Source organism: Desulfomicrobium norvegicum, from assembly GCF_900114595.1.
Classification (GTDB): domain Bacteria; phylum Desulfobacterota; class Desulfovibrionia; order Desulfovibrionales; family Desulfomicrobiaceae; genus Desulfomicrobium; species Desulfomicrobium macestii.
Genome location: NZ_FOTO01000006.1, coordinates 167457 through 187460, shown reverse-complemented (window position 1 = coordinate 187460; position 20004 = coordinate 167457). Strand labels below are relative to the sequence as shown.

The window sequence follows — 20004 nt, the reverse complement described above, 5'->3', positions numbered from 1 at the left end:
GGATGAGGACGCAGTTGAGAATGATTCTTGTCTAAGACTCTGTCCTAGCTCCATACGGCCCGAAAAATCAAGGAATAACAAGGAGCGTCATCCCTTCGACACGATTCTGCCCCCGGGAGGGACCCGGACTCGTTCAGGGTCGCGCGGCGGCGAGTCGGCGGATGATGTCCGCGCTCTCTGCATCCCCCTGCAGGCGCAGGCGCCCAAGCGGACCGTGCTGCTCCCGGAGGGCCCGTTCCATGACGCCGGCCAGCCGGGACGGTTCCAGATCGTGGTCTTGCAGCAGGCCCACGTGGCCGAGGGCGGACAAAGCCTCCAGGCGCATGCGCTGCTCGCGGTCGTGGCCGTAGGGGTGCATGAGCCCCCTGGCTCCGCAGGCCAGCAGGTTCATGGTCGTGTTGTAGCCGCCTCGGCTGACCGACAGGTCGCAGGCCAGGACGTGGTCGGGAAAGCGCGGCGTGAACTCGCGGACGACGGCGTCGGGGTGGGCCCGGCTGCACTCTTCCAGATGGCGCCGCTCCTCCAGGGGGGCGTTGGGGCCCGTGAACATGAGCAGCTTGTGGGGCAGGCGCTGGGCAAGGAGGATGGAGGCCTCCATGATGGGGTCCAGGAGGTCGCGGATGATGGTCCCGCTGCCGGCGCTGGCCAGGATGACGGTGCCGTCGGCGGGCAGTCCCAACGCTTCGCGCGCGGCGGCCTTGTCCGGCAGGGTCGGCCCCTCGGCCACGTAGCCCGTGTACCAGACGGGGCAGGCGATGTCGGCCACGCGCGAGAAGGTCAGGTCCAGACGGATGAGGCCCGGGTCGGAGTGGACCAGGACCCCGTCGAACCAGGGGTTGAGCCAGCCGAGCACCCGCTTTTCGAATTTGGCCTGGTCCTTCTTCTCGACGAGGATGTCGCGCACGCTGCACAGGGTCGTGGCCGGACGCGGCAGCTCCCGGTTGAACTTCAGCAGCGGCAGCAGTTCACGGGCGAACACGCGGCGGCCGAAGGGGAACATTTCGATGAGCAGCACGTCGGGTTCCAGGCTTCGGAACAGGTCCAGGAGCATGGCCTCGCGTTCCCGCCACGTGTCTTCCAGTTCGCCGTCCACGGCCAGGACGCTGCCGTAGTTTTCGTCCATGCGGATGGCCGGCATGGCGTGGTGGCGCACGTTGTCCGGCATGGGGATGGGCACGCCCGCGCCGCCCGTGACCAGGTCCACGGTCAGGGGGGCCAGGGCCCGGTCAATGGCCATGCTGCGGAAGAGGTGGCCGATGCCGAAGACGTATTGCGTGTAGTGCAGGATTTTCACGAAAGCCTCACATTGGTGCCAAGGACGCGCAGGTCCCCGTGGTCCAGGGTCAGCAGGTGCAGGGCCCGCTTGGCCACGTCGGCCGAAGCGCCCGGCAGGAAGGGCGAGCCCAGGAGATGGTTCAGCAGGATCTTGATGACGCCCAGATGGGTGATCATGAGGATGCGCTCGCCGTCGCGGCCGAGGACCGCATCGTCGATGGCGGCCAGGGTCCTGGCCAGGACCTGGCGGCGGCTCTCGCCGCCTGGCGGCGTGAAGTCCCAGCCCAAGGCCTCCTGGCGTTCAATCAGGCCCGGGTGGTCCCGGCGCAGGCCCGCCACAGTGAGGCCCGTCCACTCGCCCCAGTTCTGTTCGCGCAGGTCCGGGATGATCGCGGGCTCGCACTGCGGAAAGAGGAGTCGCGCCGTGTCCCGGGCTCGCCGCAGGGGGCTGGTCGCGACGAAATCCCATGGCCCGTGGGCGGTCAGGGTCTCCCGCCAGGGGCGCGGGTCGAAGCCGGGGTCCAGGGGCGTGTCGGTCATGCCCTGGATGCGCTTCTCAAGATTCCAGGCCGTGGGGCCGTGGCGCAGCAGGCCGATGACGTTCATGGCCGCCTCCCGGCGCAGACCTTCTCCATGACGGCGATCATTTTCCGGTAGTTGGCGGCGATGTCGTGAATGCGCAGGACACGCTCGCGGGCCTGGCGGCCCAGGCGTCCGCGTAGATCCGTATCGCGCAGCAGTCCGCCCATCGCGGAGGCGAAGGCCTCGGGGGAGAAGGGCGGGACGATGATTCCGGCCTCGCCGTCGGCCACGACCTCAGGTGCGCCGTCGTGGCTGGTGGCCACTACGGGCAGGCCGCAGCACTGGGCTTCCAGATAGACCATGCCCAGGGCTTCGCCGATGCCGGGGAAGGCGAAGAGGTCCCCGGTCTGATACCAGGCGTGCATGTCCTGGGGGGCAACGCGGCCTGCGAAGGTGTGGGCGTCTGGCAAGGTCCGCCGCGCCCGTTCCTCCAGGCGGCCGCGCCCGGCGCCGTCTCCAAGGATCAGCAGGTGCAGCTCCGGGAACTCCGGCTTCAGGGCCGCGCAGGCGTCGATGACGAAGGCGATTCCGTCCTCCTTCACGCCGGGGCGGAACATGGCCGCCGTGACGACGACCAGCTTCCCGTCCAGGCCCAGCCTTGCGCGTGTCGCGGCGGCAAGCTCCGGGTTCAGGGGGAAATTTCCGGTGCGGATGCCGGGGCGGATGTAGACGATGCGCTCGGGCGGCAGGAGGCGCCCCAGGTTCTCCACGTCGCGCAGCTTGTTGACGAAGACCGTGTCGGCCCGCTCCAAGGCCATGCGGTTCAGGTGAAACCCGGCCCATGTTTTCAGGCGTTTGCGGTACTTGGTGGCGTAGGAGCCCGCCAGGATGAAATAGGGCAGGCGGTGCCGGGCGGCGATGAACGGCCCGAAGGGGTCCGGGCCACGATAGTAGGTATGATAGGTGAACCAGCAGTCCGGGCGCGCGCGTTTCACGGCCCTGTGGGCCTTCCAGGCATCGACGAGGGCCCCTGGCCATTCGCGCGGGCGCAGAAAGATCCACTCCGTGGTCCGGTTCAGGGGCAGCAGGACTTCGTGGCCCCCGGCCTCCATGGCCGCGAGAACGTCCCGGGCGATGGAAACCAGACCCGACGATCGCGGGTGGTCCAGGGCGCGGAAGGTCGGGTAATAGGCGATGCGCATGGGCCTACAGGTTCGTCAGGTTGCGGTACAGGGCGATGAGCTCGACGATGAGCTTCTTGTTGTCGAAGACCTCGGTCACTTTTTGCCTGGCGGCCGGGATGATTTTCGCGCGCAGGGCCTGGTCCGTGACAATGCGCTTCAGGGCCGCGGCCAGCTCTTCGGGGCGTGTGGCATCGACCAGCAGGCCAGTCTCCTCGTGCTCCACCAGTTCCGGGATGCCGGAAACGCGGGTGCCGATGACCGGCACACCCATGGCCATGCTCTCGGCCAGGACGTTGGGGATGCCGTCGCGGTCGCCGCTGCGGGCGATGCGGCAGCCGAGCACGAAACAGTCGGCGGTCTGGAAGTGTTCCAGAACCTGATCGTGGGCCATGGTGCCCGGCATCTCCACATGCCCCTCCAGCCCCAGTTCACGCACGCGTGCCTTCACTGCATCCTTGTCGTCGCCGCTGCCGATGAGCACGTAGCGGAAGGGGAAATTCTCCCTGGCCAGCAGCGCCAGGGCTTCGAGGATGTCGGGGATGCCTTTCTTCTCGACGATGCGGGCGATGGTCAGGAAGGTGTAGGGCGGTTCGGGTGTTCGCGTCACGGCGTGGGCGAAGAAGAGTTCCAGGTCGATGCCGTGGTACACGCAGTGGATTTCGCGGCGTCCCTGCACGAGGTTCTCCAGGAAGGCCTTGTTATACTTCGTGCAGGTCACCACGAAGCGGGCCTTGTCGATCTTTTCGGCCAACTGCGTGGCGTCGGAGGTGTAGATGTCCTTGGCGTGACCCGTGAAGCTGAAGGGCACGCCGCGGATCTCCGAGGCGAACATGGCCACGGAGGTCGGGCTGTGGGCGAAGTGGGCGTGCAGGTGGGTCAGGTTCAGCTCCCGGGCGTGGTGCACAAGATAGCCGCCCTGAAAAAAATGCTTGAATGTCATAAAGTTGTGATTGTGCAGGAACCGCTTGCAGGCCAGGCGGAAACTTTTCGCGTATCCTGTGGGGTAAGACAGCAGGGTGCGCAGGTTCGGCCACAGGAAGCGGTGCAGGCTGGTCCAGAACTCGGACGGCAGGTAGGTCACGCGGGCCTTTATGGCCTCCACCGACTTGTGGGTGAAGTTCTCGCGGGGCTGGCGCATGGAGAAGATGTGCACCGTGAGGCCCTGCTCTTCGAGGAGGCGGATCTCGTTGGAGATGAATGTCTCGGAAATGCGGGGATAGCCCTTGAGGACCATGCCCATGACGGGTTTGTTCATGCCTGTGCTCCGAAGCTCTGGATTCGCTGGTTGATGACGTCGAATGCGGTCATGGGAAAGCCGGCCAGGGCCGCTTCGTAGGGGGCCGGCTCGTGCAGGAGTTTTTCGATAAGGGCGAGCATGGGGGCCGCTTCCACGGTCTCCCACGGGATGTATTCAAGCAGGCCCCTGTCGGCGAAGAGCCTGGCCCGGATGAGCTGCTCCTCGCGCGGGTTGCTGCGCGGAATGATAAGGGAGGGCCGGGCCGCGCCGACGATCTCACACATGGTGTTGTAGCCGCCCATGGAGACCACGCAGTCGGCGGCCAGAATGGCCTTTTCCATCTTGCGATAGAATTTGCAGATGCGCACCTTGAGTTTTCTGGCCCTGGCCGCGAGCTGGTCGTAGAGGTTTTCGGCCAGCATCGGGCCGGTCACGATCATGGATTTGAACGGCGGATGGGGCAGGGTTTCAAGCATGGTCAGATAGGTGTCCACGACCTTGTGGCCGTCGCCTCCGCCACCGGCAGTGACCAGCACGAACTTTTCGCCCGGCGCGATGCTCATGCCGCGGCGGAGGCGCGGACGGTGCTGGATGCGCGGGATCTGCCGGGGGATGTATCCGGTGAAATGCACCTTCGAGGCGATATGGGCAGGAATTTCGTATTCAAGGACAGGGTCGTAGACATCGCGGCTTCCGTAGACCCAGATTTCGGAATAGAGCGAGTCCAGGACGTCGTAGATTTTCTTCTTGCGCCATTCGGCGATGGTGCTGGCGGGACTGTCCATGATGTCGCGAAGGCCCAGCACGACGTGGGTCCCGGGGCTCTCTTCCCGCAGCCAGCGCAAGGTCGGGATCACTTCGTTCTTGAGGCCAAGCGGAGCCTTGTCGACCAGAAAGAGGGATGGCTTGAAGGCCTGCGCGGTGGCCAGGATGATGTTCTGGCGAATGGCCAGGGCCATCTCGGGGGCGACTTTTATCGAATGGGGCACATAGAGGTCGTTGTTTTGCTTGATCATGCCCGGAACGCGCACGAAATCGATGCCGTGAGGAAATTCGAATCGGCCGACAATGGGCGAGCCTGTCAGGATGAGGATGCTATGTTCCTCGGCCTGGATGTTTTGCGCCAGAGCCATGCTCCGGCGGATATGCCCCAGTCCGTAGGTGTCGTGAGAGTACATGAGAATGTTCACGGGAGATCCTGAAGGGGATGGCGCGTATCAAGAGGCCTGTCCCAAAAAAGGTGAAAGGGAAAAGGTCCGGCATCATGTACGGCTGATTGCCTTGTTGATCGTAAATCCTAATTGATGCCGCCAAAGTGTGCAATTCAAATAGTTGGTTGTTGAATTGACAAACATGACCCCGTTGGTTTTGATGCGCTCCTTGTGCCCAGAGGGATAACTCCCGGACGGGGGCATGCTTTCTTTGTCTTCAGGAACCGCAATCCACGCCGTCGGCGTGTAGAATCGGCGCGAACGGCCTTGCCAAACGGTCCCGGGGTACGGGACAAACATGGATGGTGCGGGATATGATTATCGGAGTGGGTGTCGACATTGCGGAGCTGGAGAGGATCGCGCGTTCGTATTCACGATTCGGCGACAAATTCAGCTCAAGAATTCTGACTCCGGTGGAGATGGCCCTGGTTCCTTCCGTGGCGATCCCTTTTCTGGCCTCCCGCTTCGCGGCCAAGGAGGCGGCGGTCAAGGCGCTGGGCACGGGGTTCAGCGGCGGGATAACGTTCCAAGATATCGAGGTACGTTCCGATGCGCTCGGCAAGCCGCTGATTTTTTTTCACAATCAGGCCGAGCTCAGATGCCGGGCCCTGGGCGTTCGGACTGCGCACATCACCCTGTCCCACAGCCGCGAAAACGCCGTGGCCATGGTCATTCTTGAGGGATGAGATTCACGCCGTTTTATATCCCGCGCTGAAATCTCGCCCCGCACACAGGTTCATGGCTGAATTTCCACCGTCGCCTCATGCGCGCCGGACAGGGCCTGGGGGCCGGTCTTGCCCAGAAAGATACGTCCGGCATCCACTCCAAGCTCCTGCACGAGATGATTCTTCACAAACTCCGCCCGGGTGGCGGCCAGTCGCACAAGATCGCCGTCGGTGATGCTGATCAGCTCCCTGAGCTTGGCTTCCTGCTCCTCGCGGGAGACTTCCTTGTGCATGCCGAAGGCGCCCTTTTCCTTTTCCACGGGCTCTTCCTTGTAGGCCTCCCAGAGTATTTCCGGGTATTCCTCATCCGTGATCTCAATCTCCTCCAGCTTGGTTTTTTCACGTTCCCTGCGGGGCAGATCATCGAATTTGATGACCTGCAGCTTGCGCATGAACTGCAGGTTGGCCAAGGCCTGTCTGTCGGCGGCGGGATCCGAGTGCCCGAGAATGGAGATCTTGATACCCGGGCGCTGCGCCAGGATGTCGGCCAGGGCCTGCATGTTCTGCAGGGCTTCGGGCGCGGGCGCGGACAGGCCTGGCGGGAAGGGGAGCCTGTTCAAATCCTCGCCGCCGCCGTCGGGGACGAGGCTGGCCAGCAGGGAGAAGGGAGAGGCGATGGCCTTGACGATGAGGCCCAGGAAGGCTTGCATGACAATGCTGCCGATGCTGAACTTCGGGTCGCTCAGGTCACCCTTGACGGGCAGGTTGATGGTGATGTTGCCGGACATGTCCCTGAGCAGGGCGAGCCCCAGCTTGATCGGCACGTCGGCGGCGTCCGGGGATTCGACCTTGTCGCCCAGTTCGAGCTGGCGGGCCTTGATGGCATTGCCCATGGCTAGCTTGCTGGCTTCGGTGCGCACGTTCATTTCCCAATCCAGCTGTCCGCGCGTTACGGGATAGGCTATGAATTTCGAGGAATAGGACGACAGCCCGACCAGATCCAGATTACGCAGGGTCACGGTGCTGTTTGCTTCCACGGGAGTCTTAAGCGGTGAGACCCACCCCTTGGCGGTGATGGGCGCGGAGCCGTCGATGATGGCCGTCAGGTCCAGCTGCGTGCGCTTCGCCGGGTCCAGGGAAAAACCCGTCACGGTCAAATCCAGCGGTGAGATGACGGATTCGAACTGCGGTGAAAGGGATTTATCGGCAAATGAGAAGCGGCCTTGCTTGATATTTACGGTGCCAATTTCCAGCGCCGTGAGCCCTTCGGATTTGGATGCCGGTTTAGCGGGCGCCTTTTTCCGGGTGGTCGGTGCGATACGATCCAGGCTGGTCTTGCCCTGAGCGTCGATGACAAAGCCGCCGCGCGGTTCGGTCAGATCCACACTCGCGATATTCAGGGCCAGTGGCGAAAGTTGCAGGTTGAGCCTGCTTACGTCCAGGGTCTTGAAACCGAACAGTTCGGTCCGCGAACGGCCTTCGGTGACCCGCAGCCCGCTGACGCGCAGGGAGCCGGATATCCGGTCTCCGGTCTTGCCGCCCATGAGCCATTCCAGTTTGCCGCCCAGTCTGCCGGCCGGAATGTCGATGGCGGCTACGTCCGCTACATAAGCCGAAGCCAGGGACAGGGGAATCCCGGACAAATCGAGGGTTCCCCGGGTGGTCATGGTGGCCGGGACGATTTCGCCCGAGGCCTTGATGGTGCCTGTTTCCTCCATCCGACAGGACAGGGTGACGGGGACGGACCTGCCGAGGTCGGTGGACGGTTTCTTGGCCACAAAGGCGATCCGGTCCATGTCCAGCCGCACGGGTTTGGCCAGGGTCTTGTCCGTCAGCGAGACCCTGGTCCCGGCCAGGGAGAATTGCTCCACGGTCACGGCCCAGGCGGGTGCCGACGTCCTGGCGGGAGCGGCGGCCTTGGGGGCGCCATTCTGCGCGGGCGCGAAGAGCTTCGCGAGGTTGATGTCGCCGTTTTCCTGGCGGAGGAGGGCCACTTCAAGACCAATTTCGACAGGGCCGATGCCGACGGACTTCGCGCCGGTGTCGATGTCCACAGGTCCGACCTGCAGGGATTCAACCTTGATGGGGGTGGGGGCGTCCTTGTCCGGGGTTGTCAGGTCCAGGCCCTTTACGGATGCTCCATCCATGGCGATGGTCCAGGCCGTGGCTTTGGAGTCTGATTTTGGCGTGGCGCCCTGCGCCTTTTTGGCGGGTGCGCCCTGCAGCGCGGCGATGAGCTGGGCGCGGCCCTCTTTGTCCAGCGCGGTGGAGACAGTGCCCCCTTCAAGGGTGAACACGCCGGTGCGAACATCCCGGCTGGCCATGTTGAGGAATATCTTGTCCAGGGCCGCCCGGCCGAGCCTTATTTCCCCGGCTCCTTCCGCCGCCTTCAGGCTCAGATCGCGAATTTCAAGAGACGAATATTCAAGGCGCGGCGCCTTGTCCTCTCCATCGATGGCAAAGCGGACGTCGGCGTCGGCCCTGGCCTTGGCCAGAGTCAGTGGAAGCGCATCCCTGAAATAGGGCTCGTATGAGGGAATATCCAATTCGCGGCCCTCGATACGGGCCTGTACGCGGAAAGGTAAGACGGAAAAAGTCGCATTGGAATTGATGGACTCCCCGTCGGCCGTGCGCATCCGCAGACCGGCCACGGAGGTTGCGTTGAGCGAGGTGTCGAGATCCGTGATGGTCAGATCCAGGGACTCGATGTCCTTGGTGAAAGAGGTGGTCTCGTCCAGGAAGAGGACCCGTCCGTCCGTCAGGCGGATCTTGGGGACCTGTAAAAGCAGGGTTTTGGCGGTTTCGCGTCTGGCGACCGTGGCGTTGTCGATCTCCGGGATTTCCTGCGCGGTCGCGTTATTCGCCTCGACAATAAGGGTCTGGCCCGCGCTTGCCGTATGCGTGGCATTTTCAGCCTCGGCCATGGCGACCGTGGCGTTCCCGGCCAAGGCCGCGTCCGGGAACGTGCCGTTTTTTGCGGCGTGAGCCTCCCTGCTCTCGTCAGGCACGAAATAGTGCATCCAGTTCAGGCTTCCGTCCCTCTTGCGCACGATCCGCGCAAAGGGCCGCTCCAGGACCACGGAATGCAGGCCGAGCTTGAGGTTCAGGATGGAGATGTCATCAATGACGATCTCGGTCCTGGCGGCGGAAAGCACCGGCTCTCCGTCGTCGGTCAATTCGATGTCGCGCCCTGTGATGGTTCCCTGCAAGGAGAAGGTGGGCAGGGTGTCCTCGTGCTGTTCGAAGGAGAGTTTGCTCTCCAGATTGAGGAAACCCCCGGCGAGCTTGAGATTCTCGCGGGCCATGGCATACACCCAGTATTGGGGCAGCGCCAAGTCGATGACGTTCAGATCGAAGTCGGTTTTGAGGGAGTCGGAAAAGGGGGTTGTCTGCCCTTCGAGGTTGAAAGGCGCTCCATTGACCCGAAAGGACAGGGTCGGCGTCATGAAGGTTTCCCAGTCCTTCTTGCGCGATGAGAACTGGGGCAGATTGAACTGGATCCGGTCCACGACATGGGTCACGCCCCTGGCCTGGTCTTCGAGAACCAGCGTGCCGTTGCCAAGCGTGAAGGGTTCGACAATGATCGGCAGCAACATGGGCTCCGAAGAGTCCTTGGGCTGTGTCGATTCGGGCGCGTCGGTGAGATCCGCAAAATTGGTTTGCCCATCCTGGTCGAGGCGAATATGAATGCGCGGACCATCGAGGCGCGCCTCGCGGACGACCAGAGCCAGACGCGGGATGGAACTGAGTTCCAGGTTGGCGTGCAGCGCGTCGAAGGCGACAAACTCACCGCTGCCGTCTTTTTCGCTGATGGCGAAATCGGAGATGTCCGCGGTCATGGCAAAAGGATTGATGCGAATTTCCCCGACGCTGACCTTACGGCTCAAGGCCGGAGAAAGTTTCTCGGCAAGTACGTAGCTCGCGATGCGCGGGAGCAGAAGGAATCCGATTGCGGCGTAAAGGGCCACGCAAACAGTTGTCACGAAAAGCGACTTTTGCCACCACGTCAGTTTTTTCCAGGATTCGATTATGGTTGCCATGACGGACTCCATGATGTTGCTTTTTTGGGAAGCGTAGCGTCCTTGTCCCTTGTTTGGCAAGAAATGGATGCAATTTGCTGTAGTTAATAGTTGGGATAGCAAAAAAGTCGTGGTTTTTCATGAGTGCGTACCGTAACATATTTCGGCCATATGCATGCTGCGGCTATTCGCTCAAGCAGGTTTTTTTGGGATGTGGATGGATGAATTTGGGTTTCGGACAAGTCCATACGGTGTTGCCGATGGTTGATATATTCATGACAAGGCACGGTTACGTGCTGCCGGAGATGTGATGATCAAGATTGCGTATGTTGTTGGCGGACTGCCTTTTGGTGGCGTTGAAAATTGGCTTTTCGACGTGGCCTTGAGAATGAAAAATTCAGGGACGTATTCATGTAAAATCTTCAACGTTTCCGGAACAGGCTTGAAATTGCCTGAATTTTACGCTGCCGGTCTGGATGTGATAAATATCGGCAAAAAAAATTCCGCGGCATCTTCACATCGGCTTGATACTGCTTTTAAGCTCAGAAAAGAACTGAAGAAGTATTCACCGGATATTATTCATACCATGCATAATAGCGGTGATTATTTTGGAAGAATTTCATCTGTAGGTCTTTCTAAGCCTGTTTTGACGCATATACATAATACAAAAAAAGAAAAAAAAATAAGTAGAATATTTTCGAATAAAATTTTATCTTTTTTTACAACTGCGTATATATCTGTTTCTCATGCTGTAGACCGTATTGTAGATTCTGATCATAATTTGTTCAAAAGAAAAAAGTTTGTTTTGCATAATGGAATAGACACGTCTCGCCTTGATTTTGAGCCGCATGACTTGCATGCGATGTATGGGTTAAGTGGGAAAATCATAATTGGTATTGGAAGATATGTTGAGCAAAAGAATTTTGAAGGTCTCATTGGGGCTCTGAAGATTCTTGTTGATTCCGGAAAAGACGTTTCCCTGGTTCTGGTTGGTGAAGGGAGCAAGCGCGATCTCTACGAATCGATGATTTCAGACATGGGTTTGGAGGGCCGGGTCATCCTGACGGGATACAGAACGGATGTGGGGGCATTTTTACGAGGGTCGGATATTCTTGCCATGCCGTCTCTTTTTGAAGGTTTCGGGAATGTGCATCTTGAAGCAATGTATTGCGGAATTCCTGCCGTTGTTTCCCGAGTAGTACCTTCGCTTGAAGTGTGCTTGGAAGCATCGCTTGTCTGTGATTTTTCCGGGGAAAGCATCGCGTCTCAGCTTTCTGTCTTGCTTGACGATCCTGATTTGCATCAGAAGTTGGCGGATGCGGGGCGCAGGATCGTGGATGGATATACGATTGAGCGTTGCATGGATCGGCTTTTTTCCATCTATGCCAAAACGCTTCGTGAATATCAGGCCTGAGTCCTGCACTGGGCCAGCATCTCCCCCAATCCCGAATCGCGACGCGCCGGATTTTGTACAGCGTCTTTGACCTGTCGTGGGGTTCCGATCAGGGTGAAGCGTTTTTTGGCCCGGGTCAGGGCGGTGTAGAGGAGTTCGCGGCCCAGAACCTGGCAGGGCTCTTCGGGCAGGACCAGCACGGTATGCCCGAATTCCGAACCCTGGCTCTTGTGCACGGTCATGGCGTAACAGGTCTCGTGCCGTGGCAGGCGGGCTGGGGAGAAGGAGGCAAAGCCTTCCTCGCCGGGAAAGAAGATCCGCAGCTGTCCGTCCACGGACAGGGCGATGCCGACATCCCCGTTGAACAGGCCCAGATTGTAATCGTTCTCGAGAATCATGACCGGTCGGCCCGGGTACCAGGCTTCGAAGGCCTGTCCTACCAGGATCTGGCCTGCCAGACGATTGAGGGCCTCGGTCCCGCGCGGCCCTTTGCGGACCGGTGAGAGAAGGCGCAGGGCCGCGAAAATCTCAAAGGCCCGTGCGGGTCCGGTTGTCCCGCCAAGTTCCCCGAACGCCTCGCGCAGCAGCGGCGCCACCGAAGCCTCAAGGGCCCTTGGCCCTGTGCCGTGCATCATCTCCAGATCCGCATGCCTTTCTTCCAGCAACGCCGCGGCCTCCTGGGCCTTTCCGTCCCGGATGAGTTCGCTCAGGGCCGCGATGCCGCTGTCTGGTCCGAATCGGTAACTTTTTTTGAGTTCCACCACATGATCCGCCAGCGGGGCGGGATGCTGGGTCACGGGCAGCTTGACGGCGCAGGTTTCGGCGACAGCGGCGGCGAACCTGTCAGAGAAGGCGTTGACCACCTCATCCCGGCACAGATTGGCAAGGACTGCCCCGGCTTCCACCGAGGCGAGCTGGTTGCGATCGCCCAGAAGCACAAGGCGGGCATGTTCCGGCAAGGCCTCCATGAGACGCGCGGTCAACTCCAGATCCAGCATGGACGCTTCATCCACCACCAGCATGTCCAGGGCCAGACGATTGCCTCGGTTGTGGCGAAAGCCCCCGGCGCTCCAGCCGAGCAGCCGGTGCACCGTCTGCGCTCCCTGGGTCATGCAGGCCGCCAGTTCCGGTGGAAGGGTGCCGCCGGGGAAGGCCGTGGCCAGGGCTTCGGTCAGGCGCGAAGCGGCCTTGCCCGTGGGCGCGGCAAGACGGATGACGAAATCCCGCCCCGAATGCATCCGTGCTGCCATCTTCAAAATCCTGGCCACGGTGGTCGTCTTGCCCGTGCCCGGTCCGCCGGAGATGACGCAGAACCTGTTTCTGAGCGCGGCAAAACAGGCCACTGCCTGCCAGTCGATTTCGTCCCTTCCGGTTTTGAAGATATCGGCCTGCAGGGATGGCGGCAGAGGTTCGGCAGGAGTCTGGGCCAGGCGCAGGAATGTGTGGGCCAGGGTCTGCTCGTCTCTGAAAAAGCGGGAAAAATACAGTCGCGTTCCGGACAGGATCAGCGGTGCCTGGCCTTTTGGATCGGCGATCACATCCGAATCGGGAAGATCATGCATGGCGGATGCGTTCGGGACCAGTTCCGTCAGGTGCGCAATGACTTGCGGGTCGGCGAGATCCAGGCAGACGTGTCCTTCGCGCACGGCCAGAGAGGTCAGGGCGGTCAGTGCGGCGACCATGTCCTCATGCCCGGCGCGGGCCAGGGAGGCGGCGAAGCGGGCCTGATAGAGGTCCGCCTCCAGGAAGAGACCGCTGGCCGCAAGACGGGGCAGAATGGCGGGGTTTTCGAACATCAGCGCTTCTCCATGTCGATGAGGGCGTCTTCCAGGGCGCTCAGGAAGCCCGGGTCCGGGCAATCTGCGTACACTCCTTGTCCGGGCCGATCCGGGTCGATGCCGCGCAGGAAGACGTAACGCACGCCGCCGAAATGCGCCGCGCGGTCGTAATCCGGCAGGCGCAGGGCCAGATGACGGTCCAGGGCCACGCAATAGAGGTGGTATTGCAGGAAGTAGTGGTTGCCGGCCATGGCCGCGTGCAGGGCCTCGGGCGTGTAGTGGCCTGGCGTGGGGCCGAGCCAGTTGGATTTCCAGTCGAGCAGGTAGTATTTTCCTTCGCGGCGAACCACAAGGTCCATGAAGCCGGTCATGAACCCCCGGCGCGGCTCGAAGCGCAGGCCCTCCATGCGCTCGGGCAGGTCCTCGGGCAGCACCCGGGCGGCATCGCGGTACACTGCGGCCAGGGCCTCGCGGGTCACGGGGCGCAGGGGGAAGAGGAATTCCAGTTCGACCAGCTTGTCCCGTGCTCCGATCGTCTCCAGGCGAAATTTCCCCAGATCGGCGCGTAGTGTCTGCTCGACCATGTCGCGGACAGTCCCCTCCCAGGCCGGATCAAAGCCGTATGCATCCAGGGCGCGGGTCACCGCAGCCGGGATGGTGCCACTGTCCGTGAAATCGATGTGTTCGAAAATCTGATGCAGACACGATCCGGCGGCGGCTCCGCGCGGGAAGTTGGCCATGGACAGGGCGTTGCCGTCGGTCTGGCCGGATGCGTCCGCTTCGTCCAGCCCCGGGCGGGCTGCGTGTTCCGAGCCGCGTGTCAGGCCCGTGAAGCTGGCCAGGCCCTGGCCTGGACCAAGGGTGCGCTCCCATGTCCGGCAGTCGAGATCCGGCGCGTGGGTGAATTGCGCCGGACCCTGCTCGGGCTCCGTGTCGGGCATGGCCGTCACCTCGATGTGCTCGCAGGCGAGTTCGGCAAGATCGGCGGCGACCGTCTCTTCAGGGATGACATCCCAGCTCAGGGAGCCGTCGCCGTCTGCATGACGGCCATGAAAAAGCCAGGCCGCGCCGGAGGTCTCGGCCTCGCGGATGCGTCCCCAGACCACGTAGCAGCGGTTCACCGCCCGGGTCAGGGCCACATACAGCAGGCGGACGCGCTCGGTGCGGGCCTCGTTCTCGGCCATGCTTTTTCGGGCTGGCAGGTCCGGCGATCCCAGATCCAGCAGCAGGCCGTCATCGTGAATCAGCGCCCTGTCCTCGGGGCATCTGGCCTTTCCGTAAACAAAGGGACAGAAGACCACCGGATACTGCAGGCCCTTGCTCTTGTGGATGGTCACGATCTGGATCGCCTCGCGGTCCGTGTCCAGGCGCAGTTGCGATTCCTCGCTGGTGGCGGTGTGCAACTGCCGCGCGAACCAGGTCAGCAGGGCGTGCATGGATGCGCCCGATTCGCGTTCATGGGCGTGGAGCAGCTCCAGGCAATGCAGGACGTTGGTCATGCGCCGCTCCCCGCCCTGCAGGGAGACGAGGCGTTCACGCACGGACAGGTCGGCAAAGAGCCGGCGCACGGCGGCCATGACGCCCCGGCGTTCCCAGAGGTCCCGGCAGGCGAGCAGGCGCTCGAACCATCTTTCGAGTTCTCCGCCATCCTCGTCCAGTCTGGCCAGTTCTGGCGCCGTAAGGCCGATCACGGACGTGGCCAGGGCAGTTTGCAGCGCTGCCGGGCGACGGCAATCGGCCATGCCCCGCAGCACGGACAGCAGTTCCGTGGCCTCGGCGCTGGCGAAAACCGAGCTGGTGTGAGTCAGAACCCCGGGGATGCCAAGGCGACCAAGGGCCTGATGCGCGGCTTCGCCCTGGGCGTGAGTTTCGACCAGAATGGCGATGTCGCCGGGCAAAAGGGATTTCTCGCCGATGCGGACTCGCCCCTCGGCGCTATCGCGCAGCAGTCTGCTGATCTCGGCGGAGACGGCGCGGCAGATGCGCGGGAGCAGCGCGCCCTTGCTCAAGGGTTTGTCCTCGCTTTGAACCTGCCAGATGACCATGGGCGCGCAGAGCTGCCCATCCTGCATGAATTTTTCCTGATCCGGACCCGGAGCGCTGACCGGCTGGTAGGTGATGTCTTCATGCAGGAAGGGGTTTTGGTTCCTGGAAAAAAGCTGGTTCACGGCTTCGATCAGCTCGACAGTGGAGCGGTAATTCACGCCAAGGGTCGTGCTCCGGGCGCAGTCCTTGGCCGCGTCCAGATAGGTGTGCAGGTCCGCGCCGCGAAAGGAGTAGATGGCCTGCTTGGGGTCGCCGATGAGAAAGAGGGCGCGTTCATTGCCGTCATCCTCGTCGCGGGCGGCAAACAGGGTGCGGAAGATGTCGTATTGCAGGCTGTCGGTGTCCTGAAACTCGTCGATGAGCGCCGCGTGGTACTGGCTCCGGGCCGCCGCGACCAGCTCGGGACTGGCCAGGGCCGCGTGCATGTTGCGCAGCAGGTCGTCGAAGCCCTGCACGTTGCGGCGCTTCTTGAGTTCGTCCATGCGCGCCGTGACGCCGGTCAGGAATTGATGGCGCAGACGGACCACGAAAGGACCAAGGGCCTGGCTCAATGCCTGGATCAGGGTCAGGATTTCCTGCACGCGTTCGAAGAATGGATGCTCAGGCGCCGTGAAGGACTTCTTGGTCATGGCCCGCATGTACTCCGGGGTCAGCTCGCCAAGGAGCTTGAGGCGGTCCTTGGGGCCGATGCCGGGATCTGCCAGAAAGTTTTGCATCGCATCCAGACGCTGGTCCAGCTTGCCTGGCGTGAACATGCGCGCGTTGAAGTTGCCGGCCTGACCAAGGAGCAGCTCCCGGACCTCCCGCTCAACTACGGCCCATGAGTCGCCAAGCCTCTCACAGGCTTCCCGCACGGCCTGATCCAGGGGCGCCGGGTCCGGCGGGATGGTGTCGGGAACGATTCTGATTTTCTGGGTCAGGAAAGGCAGGCCGGCCAGCTCTTCCAGATGTTCCGGGGTCAGCCTTGCGCGCACCTCGGATCCGGTCAGGCCGGGCAGGGGCAGGATGTGTTCGCGCCAGAAGTCCACGCAGACCTGGCGGCGCAGATCCTTGAGGTCGGGTACGAGTTCCGTGTCGAAGAGGGCCGAGCACTCGAAGCCGTTCTTGCCGAGCATGCGCTTGCAGAAGCCGTGGATGGTGAAGATCTGGGCCAGATCGAAGTTGCGCACGGCCAGGGCCAGGCGACGGGCGGAGTCGGTGCCGCCAAAGCGGGCCAGGAGGTCGCGTTCAAGCTCATCGTCCGCCTCAAGTTCGTCGGCCAGCACTCCGGCCATGTCGGACAGACGCTTGCGGATGCGGCCGCGCAGCTCCTCCGTGGCGGCCTCCGTGAAGGTCACCACCAGGATCTGGTCCACTGTCAGATTCCTTTCCAGTAGCAAACGCACGAAAAGTCCGGCCAGGGTGTAGGTCTTGCCGGTCCCCGCGCTGGCTTCGATGAGCGTGGTGCCGTTCAGGGGCGCGGTGCAGAGGTTCATGGGCCGCTTCATGACGCGCCTCCGAGGATCGGTGCGAAAATCTCTTCGGCCACGTCCATGAAGTCCTCCCAGTCGGGCTCCTGGTCCCGGTACAGAAAGGACAGGTACGGATCGTCGCGCTCGGGGCTGACCATGTAGCCGCCCTCCCACTGCTTGAGCGCGCTGGCCAGGGCCTGCGGCCGCGTCTTGGGCTTGGCCGCGAAGCGTGCTTCGGCAAAGGCCAGGGAGGTACGGGAAAAGAGGGGCAGCGGCGAAACCATGCCGCGTTCGTATGCGAGCAGGAGTTGTTTAAGCGTGTGCCCGGCGTCTTTGACCGCCGGGGCCATGAAGCTGGCCTGGGTGCCTATGTGCAGCGATTGCGCCGGACTGCCGACCGCTGCCGCTGCCAGGTGCCTGATCCAGAGGCTGAGCATGTCCCTGGCGTTGGTCTTGGCCGGGCGGCAGCCAAGAATGCGGTCGCCGTGGAGACCTATGCGGCCCGTGAGCCTGAAGCGATCGAGATGCAGGCGCAGGTCGAGCTGCTCCTCCTTGGCTCCGTCGATGAACGTTCGGGCCTGTTGCGCAAGGGAATGGATGGAGGCCAGGAGCTTTCGTCCGGCGTCGGTCCCGGCGTGGCCGGGCGGCAGGATCTGCCAGGCCAGGAGCAGCTCGCCAAGATCGGCGTCAGGCGCTTGCAGAGTCCGGTCCAGGAGTGTTTGCAACGGGCCGTAGGCCTCCAGGCCCGACGGCGCCTTGAGTGGCTCTTCATCAGGAAAATCTTCCTCGCCGCCCGCCGGGTTGATGCGCAATTTTCTGAGCAGCTGACGGCATGGGTGCATGAAAAAGCGGATTAGCTCTTCGATGTCGATCTCGCTTTCAGGCAGCTCCGGATCGGCGGGGATCGCTTCAGGGAAAAATGTCCTGGGGGCGTGGCTTTTGAAAAGGGCGCGCGCGGCGGCGAGGTTCTGTCTGGAATAGGAGAATATCGGCGCATCCGCGCTGAAATAGTCCGGGTGAAAGGCCTGCAACTTGTGCCGGAAGCGGAGCGCCTCGGAGGGCTTCTTGCCGTCCGCGGTGTAGCATTTGTCGAGAAAGTCCAGCAGCTCGGAAACCAGGACCGAGGGCGGGGCCTCGGCATTGTCCGATTGGGAGAGGCCGGGATAGGTCAGGATGAGATTGTCGCGTGCCGAGATGATGCTCTCAAGGAAGAGATAGCGGTCGTCCTCGCGCAAGGACCGGTCGCCGGGCCTGGGGCGGGCGGTCATGAGATCGAAGCCAGGTGGCAGGTCCTGGCGCGGAAAGGCCGTGCTGGTCAGGCCCGTCAGGCAGATCACCCGGAAGGGGATGGAACGCATGGGCTTCAGGCCGCAGAAGGTCAGGCCCGAGGCCAGGAAGCCGGATTCGCCTCCGCTTTCGTCCAGGCGCTTGCGGATGAGATGGAGCATGGTCCGGCCGTCGGCCTCGAAATTGCCCATGTCTTTGGTCAGGTCGGACACCGCCGTGCGTATGGCGAGCAGGGCCTCGGCCTGGGTGCGGTCCTGGGCGAAGAAGGTTTCAAGAATCCACAGCAGACACTCGCGCCACTCCTGCGGCGCGTGGGTGCCGCGCAGCCTGCCCCACAGGGCTGCGAGATTGTCGATCCAGGCCGTGACCTTGCCCAGCAACTCCTGTTCGGCCGCGCCGCGCAGGGCCAAAGGGGCGATGCCGCGCATGGGCTCGGCCTGTCCGGTCATGTAGCCCAGAAAAAGGCGGCCAAGTCCGCTCTCCCAGGTATTTTGGCCGTGTTCTCCCAGTCCGGCGTTCCTGCGGAAATTTTGGTCCAGGCCCCAGCGGATGCCACTCTGCCGGACCCATTCAAGCACACGGCCCGTTTCGGCCGCGTCCAGCCCCAGATGTTCTCGCACGGGCGGGGCTTCGAGCAGGGCGCAGACCCGGGAGGCTTCGAAACGCTGCTGGCCGAATTCAAGGAACTCCAGGAAGATGCGAATGGTCTCGGCGGCCCTGGTGGGCTTGCGGTCGGAGATGGAGAAGGGGATGTTTTCCTCGGAGGTGCCGAACACGGCCTGGATCATGGGCGCGTAGCCTTCGATGTCCGGGTTCATGACCAGGATGTCCTGGGGCGAGAGGGACGGGTCCTCTGTCAGAAGATCAAGGATGAGGTCCCGCAGTACTTCCATTTCACGCAGGGGGCTGTGGCAGCAATGGATCTGGATGGAACTGTCCGAAAAATCGATCTTCTCCTCGCATGAATTCAGGTCCAGCAGATCGGCTTGGAGCCTGCCGAGCATTCGTGATGCGTCGGGCTTCTCGTAAAGCTTTGTTTCCAGTGCGTCCCTGTCGAGCAGCAGTTCCAGGAAATCCCGCCCGACCGCGCCGAGCCCGGCCAGGGGCGTTGCGTCTTCGGGGCGTTCCTCGGAGGTTGAGTCCTGGGTGCGGTAGGCGCGCCGCTGCTCCCGGCGGGTCATGAGATCCCCCCAGTACGTGCGGCAGGGGCTGAGCAGGAAGACGTGCACCTGGCTGCGCCGGGCCAGGGCCGTCAGCAGGTCCAGATAGATGGGCGGCAGGGTCGGGATGCCGAAGACGCATATGCGGGAGGGAAGTTCCGGCAGGGGCGCGCCGCTGTTCAGGCTGGCGATGGCCCGGTCCAGCAGGGCGGCGCGGTGCTCTCCGGGCATGTCCCGGATCAGTTCGCGCCAGAGACGGGCCTGCCAGGCTTCACTGGCCATGTGTCCGGGCAGCCGGAAGTCGCCGCCCGGCGCCCCGCTCTCCCAGCGGGCGGACCAGTGCGGGCGGAAGATGAGGTATTGATCAAAATGATAGGCGATGCGCTCGGCCAGTTGCACGGCCTTGAGCTGCGAGTCGTCCCGGACGTATCGCTTCAGGGGGGTGAACTCCGGCTCGTCCAGCAGCCCGGGCAGCAGGCGCACGATGCTCCAGAGCATGCGTTCCTTGCTCAAGGGATATTCACGGGGCACGTCGTCCAGCAGTTCGCGGCAGAGGTCGTAGGCGAAGGCCACCGGAAAGGGGAAGTGGACGCCCGCGCAGACGCCGTGCTTGCGGGCCAGCTGCATGGAGACCCAGCGCTGCATGCCGCCGGACTGGACCAGGATGGTCTCCGGCTGCATGGGGTCCAACGGCCCGCCAAGGACCCTGGCGAGCAGTTCGGCCAGGATTTCCAGGCGGTTGGACGCGTGAAGGAGGACGCCTTGCATGGGACCTG

Annotated in this window: 11 protein-coding genes; 2 read left to right on the top strand and 9 right to left on the bottom strand. The window is 62.6% G+C overall.

Translation table 11 applies throughout. The features are described from left to right. Positions 1-133: 133 nt before the first annotated feature. The 5 genes from BMZ24_RS11055 to BMZ24_RS11035 are packed head-to-tail and all read right to left on the bottom strand — an operon-like array spanning position 134 to position 5408. Complete coding sequence (locus BMZ24_RS11055) at positions 134-1294, bottom strand: glycosyltransferase family protein (protein WP_092192233.1); 1161 nt, start codon at positions 1292-1294, stop codon at positions 134-136. Then, positions 1291-1881 (bottom strand): histidine phosphatase family protein, encoded by a 591-nt coding sequence (locus BMZ24_RS11050; RefSeq protein WP_092192231.1) that lies wholly within the window; start codon positions 1879-1881, stop codon positions 1291-1293. Before BMZ24_RS11050 ends, BMZ24_RS11055 begins: the two co-directional genes overlap by 4 nt. Further along, positions 1878-2999: a glycosyltransferase family 4 protein gene (locus tag BMZ24_RS11045; RefSeq protein ID WP_092192229.1), complete on the bottom strand. Its 1122-nt coding sequence runs from the start codon at positions 2997-2999 to the stop codon at positions 1878-1880. The genes BMZ24_RS11050 and BMZ24_RS11045 overlap by 4 nt, the downstream gene beginning before the upstream one ends. A 4-nt stretch (positions 3000-3003) precedes the next feature. Further along, on the bottom strand, positions 3004-4236 hold the full coding sequence (locus BMZ24_RS11040; protein WP_092192227.1) for a glycosyltransferase: 1233 nt from the start codon (positions 4234-4236) through the stop codon (positions 3004-3006). Beyond that, on the bottom strand, positions 4233-5408 hold the full coding sequence (locus tag BMZ24_RS11035; protein ID WP_208599838.1) for a glycosyltransferase family protein: 1176 nt from the start codon (positions 5406-5408) through the stop codon (positions 4233-4235). Before BMZ24_RS11035 ends, BMZ24_RS11040 begins: the two co-directional genes overlap by 4 nt. A gap of 335 nt (positions 5409-5743) precedes the next feature. Here BMZ24_RS11035 and BMZ24_RS11030 point away from each other — a divergent pair, with 335 nt between their 5' ends. Beyond that, positions 5744-6115 (top strand): holo-[acyl-carrier-protein] synthase, encoded by a 372-nt coding sequence (locus BMZ24_RS11030; protein WP_092192225.1) that lies wholly within the window; start codon positions 5744-5746, stop codon positions 6113-6115. A 50-nt stretch (positions 6116-6165) separates the two neighbouring features. On the opposite strand, the gene BMZ24_RS11025 is transcribed toward BMZ24_RS11030, so the two are convergent. Next, positions 6166-10134: a DUF748 domain-containing protein gene (locus BMZ24_RS11025; RefSeq protein WP_161949125.1), complete on the bottom strand. Its 3969-nt coding sequence runs from the start codon at positions 10132-10134 to the stop codon at positions 6166-6168. Between the two features lie 289 nt (positions 10135-10423). Here BMZ24_RS11025 and BMZ24_RS11020 point away from each other — a divergent pair, with 289 nt between their 5' ends. Then, positions 10424-11527 carry a glycosyltransferase gene (locus tag BMZ24_RS11020; RefSeq protein WP_225940516.1) on the top strand — a complete coding sequence of 368 codons (1104 nt, stop codon included), beginning with the start codon at positions 10424-10426 and terminating at the stop codon, positions 11525-11527. On the opposite strand, the gene recD is transcribed toward BMZ24_RS11020, so the two are convergent. The 3 genes from recD to recC are packed head-to-tail and all read right to left on the bottom strand — an operon-like array spanning position 11518 to position 19996. Further along, positions 11518-13302: an exodeoxyribonuclease V subunit alpha gene (recD, locus tag BMZ24_RS11015; protein ID WP_092192221.1), complete on the bottom strand. Its 1785-nt coding sequence runs from the start codon at positions 13300-13302 to the stop codon at positions 11518-11520. The two genes, BMZ24_RS11020 and recD, sit on opposite strands and share 10 nt — an antisense overlap. Then, positions 13302-16817 carry an exodeoxyribonuclease V subunit beta gene (gene recB, locus BMZ24_RS11010; RefSeq protein ID WP_092192219.1) on the bottom strand — a complete coding sequence of 1172 codons (3516 nt, stop codon included), beginning with the start codon at positions 16815-16817 and terminating at the stop codon, positions 13302-13304. The genes recD and recB overlap by 1 nt, the downstream gene beginning before the upstream one ends. After that, positions 16814-19996, bottom strand: a complete 3183-nt coding sequence (gene recC / locus BMZ24_RS11005) for an exodeoxyribonuclease V subunit gamma (protein ID WP_161949124.1) — start codon at positions 19994-19996, stop codon at positions 16814-16816. Before recC ends, recB begins: the two co-directional genes overlap by 4 nt. Positions 19997-20004: the final 8 nt, after the last annotated feature.